The sequence below is a fragment of the Nocardioides sp. GCM10028917 genome, from assembly GCF_042666175.1.
Taxonomy (GTDB): Bacteria; Actinomycetota; Actinomycetes; order Propionibacteriales; family Nocardioidaceae; genus Nocardioides.
Genome location: NZ_JBHTFL010000007.1, coordinates 935,833 through 947,573, shown reverse-complemented (window position 1 = coordinate 947,573; position 11,741 = coordinate 935,833). Strand labels below are relative to the sequence as shown.

At 71.8% G+C, this 11,741-nt stretch carries 13 protein-coding genes and 1 tRNA gene; 8 read left to right on the top strand and 6 right to left on the bottom strand.

All coding sequences use genetic code 11. From position 1 onward, the window contains the following. Nucleotides 1–53: 53 nt before the first annotated feature. From ACFQW6_RS13940 to ACFQW6_RS13925, 4 genes are read left to right on the top strand one after another with little or no spacing between them, the layout of a single operon-like run. Entirely contained in the window at nt 54–335 is a 282-nt protein-coding gene (locus tag ACFQW6_RS13940; RefSeq protein WP_378546185.1) for a GNAT family N-acetyltransferase, read from the top strand. Nucleotides 336–387: 52 nt separating this feature from the next. Beyond that, nucleotides 388–774: a hypothetical protein gene (locus ACFQW6_RS13935; protein ID WP_378546182.1), complete on the top strand. Its 387-nt coding sequence runs from the start codon at nt 388–390 to the stop codon at nt 772–774. Between the two features lie 57 nt (nt 775–831). Beyond that, nucleotides 832–1,290, top strand: a complete 459-nt coding sequence (locus ACFQW6_RS13930) for a DUF350 domain-containing protein (RefSeq protein ID WP_378546179.1) — start codon at nt 832–834, stop codon at nt 1,288–1,290. 18 nt (nt 1,291–1,308) lie between these two features. Next, nucleotides 1,309–2,580: a glutathionylspermidine synthase family protein gene (locus tag ACFQW6_RS13925; protein WP_378546176.1), complete on the top strand. Its 1,272-nt coding sequence runs from the start codon at nt 1,309–1,311 to the stop codon at nt 2,578–2,580. Here the strand turns inward: ACFQW6_RS13925 and ACFQW6_RS13920 are convergent. Beyond that, entirely contained in the window at nt 2,577–2,873 is a 297-nt protein-coding gene (locus ACFQW6_RS13920) for a hypothetical protein (protein WP_378546173.1), read from the bottom strand. The genes ACFQW6_RS13925 and ACFQW6_RS13920 overlap by 4 nt on opposite strands. Before the next feature lie 78 nt (nt 2,874–2,951). Here ACFQW6_RS13920 and ACFQW6_RS13915 point away from each other — a divergent pair, with 78 nt between their 5' ends. Then, entirely contained in the window at nt 2,952–3,923 is a 972-nt protein-coding gene (locus tag ACFQW6_RS13915) for a Gfo/Idh/MocA family protein (RefSeq protein WP_378546170.1), read from the top strand. A gap of 17 nt (nt 3,924–3,940) precedes the next feature. On the opposite strand, the gene ACFQW6_RS13910 is transcribed toward ACFQW6_RS13915, so the two are convergent. From ACFQW6_RS13910 to ACFQW6_RS13890, 5 genes are all read right to left on the bottom strand, one after another. Further along, on the bottom strand, nt 3,941–4,963 hold the full coding sequence (locus ACFQW6_RS13910) for a right-handed parallel beta-helix repeat-containing protein (protein WP_378546167.1): 1,023 nt from the start codon (nt 4,961–4,963) through the stop codon (nt 3,941–3,943). Next, nucleotides 4,960–5,436: a glutathione peroxidase gene (locus ACFQW6_RS13905; RefSeq protein WP_378546164.1), complete on the bottom strand. Its 477-nt coding sequence runs from the start codon at nt 5,434–5,436 to the stop codon at nt 4,960–4,962. Before ACFQW6_RS13905 ends, ACFQW6_RS13910 begins: the two co-directional genes overlap by 4 nt. Next, entirely contained in the window at nt 5,433–6,068 is a 636-nt protein-coding gene (locus ACFQW6_RS13900) for a nitroreductase family protein (protein WP_378546161.1), read from the bottom strand. Before ACFQW6_RS13900 ends, ACFQW6_RS13905 begins: the two co-directional genes overlap by 4 nt. Nucleotides 6,069–6,132: 64 nt before the next feature. Continuing rightward, entirely contained in the window at nt 6,133–8,895 is a 2,763-nt protein-coding gene (locus tag ACFQW6_RS13895) for a cation-translocating P-type ATPase (protein WP_378546158.1), read from the bottom strand. A gap of 154 nt (nt 8,896–9,049) precedes the next feature. Further along, nucleotides 9,050–9,132: transfer RNA gene (locus tag ACFQW6_RS13890), tRNA-Leu, on the bottom strand. A 165-nt stretch (nt 9,133–9,297) separates the two neighbouring features. Here ACFQW6_RS13890 and ACFQW6_RS13885 point away from each other — a divergent pair. Genes ACFQW6_RS13885 through ACFQW6_RS13875 form a run of 3 tightly spaced genes read left to right on the top strand, consistent with a single transcriptional unit; the run spans nt 9,298 to nt 11,733 of the window. Beyond that, the gene (locus tag ACFQW6_RS13885) at nt 9,298–10,014 is read left to right on the top strand and encodes an FhaA domain-containing protein (protein WP_378546155.1); all 717 of its coding nucleotides are present in this window, start codon (nt 9,298–9,300) and stop codon (nt 10,012–10,014) included. After that, entirely contained in the window at nt 10,007–10,492 is a 486-nt protein-coding gene (locus tag ACFQW6_RS13880) for an FHA domain-containing protein (RefSeq protein ID WP_378546152.1), read from the top strand. The genes ACFQW6_RS13885 and ACFQW6_RS13880 overlap by 8 nt, the downstream gene beginning before the upstream one ends. Then, a complete protein-coding gene (locus ACFQW6_RS13875; protein ID WP_378547562.1) occupies nt 10,492–11,733 on the top strand; it encodes a PP2C family protein-serine/threonine phosphatase in 1,242 nt (413 codons plus the stop codon). The genes ACFQW6_RS13880 and ACFQW6_RS13875 overlap by 1 nt, the downstream gene beginning before the upstream one ends. The last annotated feature ends 8 nt before the right edge of the window (nt 11,734–11,741 follow it).

The following is an 11,741-nucleotide window of genomic DNA, read 5'->3' as shown; positions in this document are numbered from 1 at the left end:
CCCTCCCCCCCGCGTGGGGTTACGGGCAAGTCACCTGCGACTAGGCTCAGGTTGTGGACACAGAGTTCATCGACGTTCCCGACAACCACCGCTACGAGCTGCGATCCGGCGACCAGCTCGTCGGCTTCATCGACTACCGCCTGCACGGCGACGTGATCCGGTTGATCCACACCGAGGTGCCGTCCGCCTTCAGCGGCCAGGGCCACGCCTCGACGCTGGCCCGCTCCGCACTCGACGACGCCCGCTCGCGCGGGTTGACGGTGCGTCCCGACTGCCCCTACGTGGCGTCGTACATCAAGAAGCACCCCGAGTACGCCGACCTCGTCGCGTCGTAGCCGTCCCTCGAGCGCCGACGAGCCCGACCACAGGACCTCCCGGAGGACCCCGATGACCACGCCCACCCACCGCCGGATGCGCTCGGCCAGCATCTCGCTGGGCATCACCGCACTGATGGCCAGCAGCCTGACCGGGTGCGCCTCGAGCGCCGACTACGCCGCCGTGTGCGTCGATCCGGACACCCAGGAGCGCGTCGACGACGACCAGTGCGACGACGCCTCCGAGGACGGCGGCGGCGGCAGCGGCTTCTTCTGGTACTACCTCGCCGCGAGGTCGATCGTGCCCGCCGTCGGCCAGACCGCGACCGGTGGCACCTACCGGGGCAGCACCCTCAACGGCACGGTGCAACGCGGTGGCCTCCCCACCACCGGCGGCTCGACCGTGAAGTCCGCGACCACCAAGGGTGGCTTCGGCGGCAGCTCGCGCGGCTTCGGCTGAGCCGGACCGTCCCGCACCCGACCACCCAGCCACCTGCACCGCACCAGGAGACTTCCCGTGACCGACCTGTTCGACGCCCTCCTCCACGCCGTCGCGTACGCCCTCGTCGGGGGCGTGATGCTCGTGGTGGCCTACTACGTGCTCGACCTCGCGACGCCCGGCCACCTCGGCACCCACCTCCGCGGCGTCGACGAGAACGGCAACGAGTCGGTGCACGCCCACTCCAAGGGCGCGGGCGTGGTCACCTCGGCGTGGCTGGTCTCCAACGCCGCGGTGCTCTTCACCGCCATCTGGACCAACGGCGAGACCTCGCTCGGCTCCGCGCTGCTGTGGACGGTCGCCTTCGGCGCGGTCGGCATCGCCCTCAACACCCTCATGTTCTTCGCCGTCGAGGCCATCACTCCGGGCGACCTGCGCCAGATCGTCACCGCCCCCGGGCCGGTACGCCCCCTCGCCCAGGTCGCCGCGGCCGTCGCCCTCTCGGTCGGCGCCATCGTGTGCGCCAGCATCGCCTGATCGGGCCGGGGTCGACTGATGTGGCGGCACCGGTCGCGGCCGCGTGAGGGCTGGCGCGACACCGTCGTGGAGCAGGGGCTGGTCTTCCCGACCACGAAGATGCCCGACGGCTCCGAGCTGCCGTACTGGAACGAGTCGGCCTGGTACGAGGTCACCATGGAGGAGGTGGAGGCGCTCGAGGCGGCCACCGAGGAGCTGTGGGCGATGTGCCTGCAGGCCGTCGCCCACATGGCGACGACGATGACCGACGAGCGGCTCGGCCTCCCGCCCGGCTCCCTGGGCGTCGTACGACGCTCGATCGAGGCCGACGACCCGGCGCTCTACGCGCGCTTCGACCTCGCGTACGGCGCCGACGGGTCGATCAAGATGCTCGAGATCAACGGCGACACCCCGACCGGCCTCGTGGAGACCGGGATCGTCCAGTGGAACTGGATGGAGGACGTGATGCCGGAGATGGACCAGTGGAACTCGGTCCACGACCGGCTGGTCGCCGGGTGGCGCAAGCTGCGGCGCTCCGGGCACTTCGACGGCGACCGGATGCACTTCCTCTACGACCTCGGCGAGGAGGACTCCTACGACGGCGGTGAGATGGAGATGACCGTCCACTACCTGATGGACACCGCCGTGCAGGCCGGCTGGATCACGATGGCGCACCCGATGGCCGAGGTCGGCTGGAACCCGGAGACCCGCGACTACCGCGACGTCCACGACGAGCCGCTGCGCAACGCCTTCAAGCTCTACGCCTGGGAGGAGATGCTGGCCGAGCCGTTCGGCCGCTTCGTCGTCGAGCAGCAGGAGTCGCGCCCGACGCGGTGGGTCGAGCCGGCATGGAAGGCGCTGCTCAGCACCAAGGCGCTGCTGCCCGTGCTGTGGGAGCTCTTCCCGCGCCACCGCCTGCTGCTCCCGGCGTACTTCGACGAGCCGCGCGACCTCGAGCGCTGGGTCGCCAAGCCGCTGCACGGGCGCGAGGGCGACAACATCCGCATCCACCTCGACGACACCCTCGAGGACGTCGTGATGCCCGGCGGGTACGGCGCCGAGGGCTGGGTCTACCAGGCCTACACGGACCTGCCGAGCTTCGAGGGCAACCGCGTTGTACTCGGCTCGTGGATCGTCGACGGCGAGGCCGCCGGGATGCTGGTGCGGGAGTCGGACAACCTCGTCACCGACTACTTCTCCCGCGTCGCGCCCCACGTCATCAGCGACGGGCTCGCACCCTCGGAGGAGCAGGTGGCGCAGTGGCTGGCCGAGCGTGTCGGCCCCGACGCGCCCTCGCTCGGCCGGCTCTAGTCGTCCAGCGCGTCCAGCTCCGACAACGCCGACTTCCAGCGCTCCCGGCGCTGCGCGTCGGTCTGCTCCCACCAGGGCGTGCCGCGCTCACCGAGCCCGACCTTGGCCAGGCGGGTCCGGTTCCGGGTCGCCTCGAGCTCGGCCTCCGACGACGCCGTGCGCACGCCGGACCGGCCGCGGCCCAGGTGCGACGTCAGCCGCGCGAGGGCGTCCGCCGGGATCGTCGGGTCCGTACGCCGCCAGCGCCGGCCGTCGACGACCAGCCACTTCTCTTCCTCGGTCGGCTCCGCCATGTCGCCCAGTCTGCCGCTGGCCCTGTCGGCCAGGGTCCGGGGGTGCGGGTGGACCGGCCGTTCACCACCATCGACCCCATGCCAGCCGTAGACACCGGCCCGCTCACCGTGGGACTGCTGGGCCTCGGGGTCATCGGGCAGGTCCACCTCCACACGCTCGCAGCGCGGCAGGACGCGACAGTCGTCCTCACCGCCGACCCCTCGCCCACGGCCCGGGAGACCGCGGGCGTGCCGGCGTACGACGGGCTCGACGCCGTGCTGGCCGACCTGCGGTCCGGTCGGGTCGAGGAGCCCGACCTGTTCGTGGTGGCCACCCCGACCAGCACGCACCTCGACCTGGTGGAGCGGCTGCTCGACCACACCGGTGCGGACGTGCTCTCGGAGAAGCCGCTGACCGAGGACCCGGTGGCGCTCGACGCGCTCGAGGCACGCGGCGACGCCGCCGCACGGGTCCGGGTGGTCAACCACTTCGCGTTCTCCCCCGAGGTCGGGTGGGGCGTCGGGCTGGTGGCGGCGCGCGGCTGGGGCGAGCCGGCCGTCGTCGTGTCGACCTTCAACGACCCCTACGTCTCGATGGCGCCGACCCGGCGCGCGAGCTACGTCTCGACCTGGGTCGACTCCGGCCCCAACCAGCTCGGCCTGCTCGCCCGGTTCGTGACCGGGTGCGAGGTGCGCGCCCACGGCGCGGCGCCCGACGGGTCGCGCTCGGTCACCGAGGTCGGCTTCGCCACGGGCACGGGCATCCTGAGCGCCAACTGGCACACCGGTGACAGCAGCAAGCAGACCTCGCTGCGGTGGGACGGCGGCCGCGAGGTCCTGCTCGACCACACCGCCATGACCGGGCTGGCGCTCGACGGGGGCACGCCGGTGGAGCACGTCGGACACGACGGCACCGTCGACCGCAAGACTGCCCACTACTCCGCGATGTACGACACCTACCTCCGCGACCGCGACGACCCGCTCCTCTCCCTGGCGCACGCCCGGTCGACGGCTGCGCTGCTCCGGCAGGCCGTCGGTGCGCCGGCTGTGGCGTCGCTCGTGTGGCGGTAGCCGCTGACCCGGCGGGGCTAACGCACCACCGAGTCGGTGATCGTCCGGCTCGCTCCGAGGAAGAAGATCCCCGGGATCGTCTCGAACCCGTCGCTCGGGTTGTCGGTCAGCCGCGAGCCGTCGATGGTGAGCGTGCCGGTGCGGTCGTTGGAGACGAAGAAGATCGCGCCGCCGCCCTCACGGGCGCGGTTGCCGGTGATCGTCGAGTCCTCGACGGTCAGGTGGATGTCGTCGCCGTCCAGGTAGATCGCGCCGCCCGAGCCACCGCCGGGGGTGCCGGGTCGCGCCGGGTTGGCGCCGCGCCCGATCGCCCGGTTGCCCGTGAACGTCGAGGAGGAGATGCGCCACGAGACGCCGATGCTGCTCAGCGCCGAGCCGTTGCTGCACCGGCCACCGGTGAAGGTGGAGCGGCGTACGACGACGGGGCGGTCGCGGTGCTGGTCGAGCACCCGGACCGCGGCTCCGCCCACGTCGGGGCCGGTGCCGTCGCAGCGGTTGCCGGCGAAGGTCGAGTCGACGATGGTCAGCCGGCCGCCGCGCACGAACACCGCGCCGCCACCGCCCCCGTCGGTCGTCTCCCCCGTGCTGTTGCCGCGGACGAGGCGCATCCGCTTCACGACGAGCCGCGGCTCGGCCTGGTCGTTGCAGTGCGACGTCGTCCACTTCTGTGCGCGGTCGCAGGTGTTCATGTAGAGGATCCGCCGCCTGCCCTCGCCGCTGAGCGTGACCAGGCCGCCGCCGTCGAGGACGACGCGCGCGGAGGTGTTGACCACCTTCGCGGTCCGCTTCATCGCGATCGTGACGGGGGACGGACCGCAGTCGAAGCCGATCACGCCGCCCTTCGCCACGGCTCGTACGACCGCGCGCGAGGTGCACGACGCGGGCGTGCCGGAGCCGACGACCACGTCGGGCGTTCGGCTGAGGGGTCTCGTGACAGGCGCCAGGGCGCCTTCCTCGACCAGCGACGATGCTGCCGCGGGCGCCGCCGACGCCACCACCGCCGCGACGACCGCCGCGACGAGGGCGCCGGCCCGGGTCACAGCGCCTTCTCGATGTCGTCGGACAGCTTCTCCGGCTCGGTCTGCGGGGCGTACCGGTCGATGACCTGACCGTCGCGGCCGACGAGGAACTTGGTGAAGTTCCACTTGATCTTGCTGCCGAGCAGGCCGCCCTTGGAGTCCTTGAGCCACTCGAAGAGCGGGTGCGCGTCGTCGCCGTTGACGTCGACCTTGGAGAACAGCGGGAACGTCACGCCGAAGTTGCGCTCGCAGAAGTCGGAGATCTCCGCCTCGTCGCCCGGCTCCTGGTTGCCGAACTGGTCGCAGGGAAAGCCGAGGACGACCAGGCCTTGGTCGGCGTAGGTGTCCTGGAGCTGCTGCAGGCCCTTGTACTGGCCGGTAAACCCGCACTGCGAGGCGGTGTTCACCACGAGCACGACCTTGCCGTCGTACTGGGCGAGGTCGGTGTCGGTGCCGTCGATCGCGGCGGCCGAGAAGTCGGAGAGAGAGGTCATGCCCCAGAGTCTGCCAGCGGCGTCGGCACGAACGGATCGCCGAACCGCTCGCCGAACACCCATTCCTCCAGCGGCCTGCGCGCGCGGTCGCGCCGGTCGCGGGCGGCGGTGCGCTCGTCGACCTCGGCGGGGTCGCCCGGCACGCCGACCGCGATGCCGGTGAGCACCAGGTGGGTGGCGGGCACGCCGAGCGCCTCGGCGAGCGCCTCGTGGTCGAAGCCGGCGAACTGGTGGGCGTGCAGGCCCATCGCCCCGGCCTGCAGGGTCAGGTGCGCCGCGGCCTGGCCGACGTCGTAGAGGGCGTGGTCGCTGTACGACGGCGCGTCCGGCTCGTCGCTCGCGCGCACCTGGGCGGTGGTGACGAAGACGACCGAGGCGCGCGGCACCCAGCCGGCGTTGCCGCGGCTCAGGGTCGCGACGAGCCGGTCGTGCTGCGGGGTGCCGGGGACGCAGACGAAGAACGCCCAGGGCTGGGTGTTGCCCTTGCTCGGCGCCCACTGGGCCGCGCGCAGCAGGGTCTCGATCTCGGTGCTGCTCAACCGGTGCGCGTCGTCGTACACGCTCGGGCTCCACCGCGACCGCAGCGGCTCGGCCAGGCCGGCGGCGGAGGGATGGGGGGTGCGGTCGGTCACGCCGCCGAGTATGCCGACCGCCCGGACGCCGCAGCCGTCGAGGGCGCCGCGGCGGTCCCGCGCCTCACGCGGGGGCGGGGGCCAGCACGGGGAGCGCGACGTCGGGCGCCGGGTGGCGACGGCGACCGACCAGCTTGATCACCTCGTCGACGACGACGAGCGAGGCGGCGAGGCCGGTGCAGATGCACCACTGGGCGAAGGTCAGTCCCGTGGTGCCGAAGAGGCGCTGCAGGAAGTCGATGCTCGTGACGAGGATGATGGCCAGGAGGGCGATCCCGTAGCGCCGCAGCTGCGTCACGGCCGGGAGGGCGTCCCGGTCGAAGATCGTGTTCACCTGGTCGCGGCTCAGCAGCGCCCCCGCCAGGTGGAACAGCGACAGCGTCGTGAGCAGCATCGTCGCGGCGACCAGGGCGCCCTCCTGGGCGTCGCCGATCTGGTACGCCACCAGCGCCCCGATCGTCATCACGGCACCCTGGATGCACAGGCGGATCCAGTTCGCGCGCGAGAGGACCGGGGCCCCCACCGGGCGTGGCGGGCGGGCCATCAGGCCGCGTGCCGGCTGGTCGAACCCGAGGGCGATCGCGAGCGGGATGTCCACGACCATGTTGAGCCACAGGATCTGAAGCGGGTTCAGGGGTGAGCCGTTGGCGATGTCGAGGACGCCGGCAGCGAGGAAGACGGCGATGTAGGCCACCAGGGTCGACATCTGGAACCGCAGGTACTTCAGCAGGTTGTCGTAGAGGGTCCGGCCGTACGACACCGCTCCGACGATGGTGGCGAAGTTGTCGTCGGTCAGGATCATCACGGCGGCCTGCTTGGAGACCTCCGTGCCGGTGATGCCCATCGCGACACCGATGTCCGCGGTCTTCAGCGCCGGTGCGTCGTTGACGCCGTCGCCGGTCATCGCGACCACGTTGTCCATGCGCTTGAGCAGGGTCACCAGGCGGACCTTGTCCTCCGGCGCCACCCGGGCGATGACGCCGATGTCGTCCAGCTGCCCGAGCAGCTCCTCGTCGGTCATCGAGGCGAACTCGTGGCCCGTCACCGCCCGGCCCGGGATGCCCAGCTCGGTGGCGATGGCGGCCGCGGTGCTGGCGTGGTCGCCGGTGATCATCCGCACCCGGATGCCGGCGTCGCGGCACTCCGCGATCGCCGCCTTGGCCTCGGCGCGCGGCGGGTCGACGATGCCGACCATCGCGAGGAGGGTGAGGTCGTGGACGTGGTCGATCAGGTCGCCGCCGGCCTGGAGGACCTGCGGGTCGAGGTCGCGCTGCGCGACGACCATGACACGTTCACCGGCGTTGGCGATCTGGTCGTTCGCGTCGAGGGCCAGGTGCTGGTTGTCCGGGGTGATCGGCAGCAGGGTCCCGTCGGGGCTCCGGAAGGTGGTCGCGCGGGCGATCAGCACGTCCGGTGCGCCCTTGACGTAGCAGCGGACGACGGCGCGGCCGTCGTCCGCCGTCATCTCGTGGAACGTCGCCATGAACTTGTAGTCGGAGTCGAACGGCACCTCGGCGACCCGTGGCAGCGCGGCGCGGGTCCCGGCGATGTCCAGCCCGCCCTTCTCGCCCAGCACGATCAGCGCACCCTCGGTCGGGTCGCCGATCAGGCTCTCCCCGTCGAGCACCGCGTCTGCGCACAGCACCATCGGCAGGAGGTAGGGGTCGAGGTCGTGGTTCTGCCCGCCGACGTGGCTGATCTCGCCGACCGTGCTGTAGCCCTCGCCGGAGACGGTGAAGCGGTTCTGTCCGGGGATGAGCAGCTGCCGGGCGGTCATCTTGTTGAGGGTCAGGGTGCCGGTCTTGTCGGAGCAGATCGCGGACGTCGAGCCCAGCGTCTCCACCGCCGGCAGCCGCTTGACGATGGCGTGCCGGTTGGCGATCTCCCGGGTGCCCATCGACAGCAGGGCGGTCACCACGGCAGGGAGGCCGGTCGGGATGGCGGCCACGGCGAGCGCGACGCCGGTGACGAAGAGCGTGTCGAACGACTCGCCACGTGCCAGACCCAGCATCAGGACCAGCAGCAGCGCGATCCCGGCGATGCTCGCGATGATCTTGGACAGCGAGTCGAGCTGCTTCTGCAGCGGCGTCTTGCTGGTCTCGGCGCTGGCGAGCATGTTGGCGATGTGGCCGATCTCGGTCTGCATGCCCGTGGCCGTCACGATCATCTCGCCGCGCCCGCGGGTGACCGAGGTGTTCATGTACGCCATGCAGGTGCGGTCGCCGAGCGGCACGTCCTCCCCCATGACGGGCTCGACCGACTTCCCGACCGGCAGGCTCTCGCCGGTGAGCGCCGCCTCCTCGATCTCCAGCGTCGCGGCGAGGGTGACGCGGCCGTCGGCGGGGATCAGGTTGCCCGCCTCCACGAGCACGACGTCGCCGGGCACCAGCTCCTGGGCGTCGATCTCGACGGCCTGACCGTCGCGGCGCACCCGCGCGATCGTCTTCATCATCTGGGCCAGCGCCTTGACGCTCTCCTCCGCCTTGGACTCCTGGCGGAGCCCGATCACGGCGTTGAACACCGTCAGCCCGGCCAGCAGCACCGTCGTCCCGGTCTCCTGCGTCACGATCTGGTTGACCACGGCCGCCACCAGGAGGATGACCTGCATGAAGTCCTGGTACTGGCGCAGGAAGGCCTTCACGCCGGACTCCTTGGCGGTCTCCGAGAGACGGTTGGCGCCCATGGACTCCAGCCGCGCCCTCGCCTCCTGGGCGGACAGACCGGTCTCGGGGACGACCCCGAACGCCTGCGCGACCTGAGCCGCGTCGGCGCTGACCGGGTCGATCGCCGGGCTCGCGGCACCGGGCACTGCATGCTGCGTCGTCATCAGCGACTCTCCTGTCGTCTACGTCGGACGTTGCCGCGCCGTTCCGTCGATCGAACGTAGGCGCCGACAGGGAGGAGCGCCTCACCCAGAGCGGAGTAGTTTCCGCCTCGGGAACGCACAGGGCCCCGACCGTCGGTCGGGGCCCTGTCACTTGTGCGCGAGGGGGGATTTGAACCCCCACGCCCTTTCGGACACTGCGACCTGAACGCAGCGCGTCTGCCGTTCCGCCACTCGCGCGAGAAGCGGGCTCAGGCTACCCCACCGCTGACGGGCCTTCCCAATCGGCCGGACGCCGGGGCGCCACCGTGGCGCAGCAGCGCCCGGCCGGTACGCTCGGCCGCACCGGTCGGGCGGTCGTTGATGCCTGCCCACCACGACGGTTCGACGAGAGGAGGCCTGACGATGAACCCCCTGCAGCGCTTCGAGCAGCGGCTCGAGACCGTGATCTCCGGTGTCTTCGCCCGGGCCTTCCGCAGCGCCGTGCAGCCCGTCGAGATCGCCGCCGCGCTCCAGCGCGAGTGCGACAACAACGCGCAGGTGCTGAGCCGGCAGCGCCGGCTGGTCCCCAACGACTTCCACGTCGAGCTGTCCGCCACCGACCTCGAGCGCATCGTCGGCCTCGGCCGCGCGCTCGAGCAGGATCTCGTCGACCAGCTGCAGGACCACGCCGACGCCCAGGGCTACGTCTTCACGGGGCCGATCAGCATCGCCTTCGAGTCCGCCGACGACCTGACCACCGGCCGCTTCCGGATCCGGTCCAAGGCGCAGGCGAGCGTCACCGACAACGACCAGCGCACCCGCACCCGCTCCTCCCACGCCACGCTCGAGGTCAACGGCACCCGCCACCCGCTGCGCCCGCCCGGCCTGGTGGTCGGTCGCGGCACCGAGGCCGACCTGCGGATCAACGACCCCGGCGTGAGCCGGCGCCACCTCGAGCTCGAGGTCAGCATCGACGGTGTGGAGGCGGTCGACCTCGGCTCGACCAACGGCATCCTCGTCGACGGGTCGAAGGTGGCTCGCGCCCGGCTGCGCGACGGGTCGACGATCCGCATCGGCCACACCGAGATGACGGTCCGCATCGACGGCGGACGTGACGAGGCCGGGGGCTGGAATGTCTGAGCTGACCCTCTTCCTGATCCGCATGGCGTTCCTGGCGATCCTGTGGATCTTCGTGCTGTCCGCGATCTCGGTGATCCGCTCCGACATGTTCGGCGCGCGGGTCCCCGAGACGGCGCGCAACGGCGCCCCCGCTCCTGCCCGCAAGGGCAAGGCCGGCGCGAAGGCCGCGAAGAAGCCGCGCCGCGGCGCGCCCACCCACCTGCTCGTCGTCGAGGGCGAGAACCCCGGCACCCGTGCCGAGCTCACCGACGCCCCGCTCCTCATCGGCCGCGGCAGCGACGCGGCGATCAAGCTCGACGACGACTACGTCTCCACCCGCCACGCCCGCGTCGCCGCGAGCGGCGACGAGTGGTTCGTCGAGGACCTCGGCTCGACCAACGGCACCTACGTCGGCCCCGTCCGCATCACGCAGCCCACCACCATCGGTCTCGGCGTCCAGGTCCGCGTCGGCAAGACGATCCTGGAGCTGCGGAAGTGATGTACCTGCACTACTCCGCGATCTCCGACGTCGGCCGCGTGCGCCGCGAGAACCAGGACAGCGGCTACGCCGGTCCGTGGCTGCTGACCGTCTGCGACGGCGTCGGCGGCGCGGTCCGTGGCGACCTCGCCTCGAGCACCGCGGTGCAGGCGCTGCGCAAGCTCGACCAGGAGCCGGACGACGACATCCTCGGCCAGGTGGCCGGTGCCGTGCACCGCGCCGACGACCGGATCGCCGAGCTGGTCGAGGAGGACCCCGCCCTCAACGGCACCTCCACCACCGCCACCGTCGCGCTCTTCGACGGCACCCGCTTCGGGGTCGGTCACATCGGCGACAGCCGCGCCTACCTCTACCGCCGCGGAGAGCTGCGCCAGCTCACCCACGACCACACGTTCGTCCAGTCGCTCATCGACGAGGGCAGGATCACCGAGGAGCAGTCGCGGACCCACCCGCACCGCAACCTCATCCTCAAGGCGCTCGACGGCATCCGCCACGAGGAGCCCGACCTCTTCGAGTTCCCCGCCGAGCCCGGGGACCGCGTCTTCCTCTGCAGCGACGGCGCGTGCGGCACGCTCAGCCACGACCGGATGGCCGAGATCCTCGGCACCGGCACCCCCGACTTCGCGGCCGTGGAGCTCGTCCGCGCGAGCCTCGAGGCCGGCAGCACCGACAACGTCACCTGCCTCGTCGCCGACGTCTCCGAGGAGGCGCCGCCCGAGGACCTCGCCCCCCTGCTCGTCGGTGCGGCCGCCGACCTCCCCCGGCGCCTGCCGCTCGGCGGCGCGGTTGGCGGGCTGTTCCGCGGTCACCGCTCCGGCGACACCGGTGAGATCCCGCCGGTCCCGGACGACGTGCCTGCGGGCGCCTACGTCGCCGACCCGATCGACCCCGAGGCCGCGCGCTACGCGCCCCGCGACCCCGGTCGCTACGCCTGGCTGCGCCGGCTGCTGGTGGCCACCGCGCTGCTCGGCCTGGGCTGGGTCGTGCTGGCCGCCGGCTGGTCGTGGAGCCAGCAGCAGTTCTACGTCGCCGAGGACGACGGGAAGGTCACGATCTTCCGCGGGATCGACGCCAGCTTGCCCGGCGTATCGCTCTCTCACCCCTACGAGGTCACCGACGTCGAGCTGACCCGGCTCAGCGACATCGACGCCGAGACGGTCCGCGAGGGCATCGAGTCCGACGACCTGGAGGACGCGCGGCTGACCGTGGACAACTACGCCGCGCGCCAGGAAGTCGACTGACGGGCCTG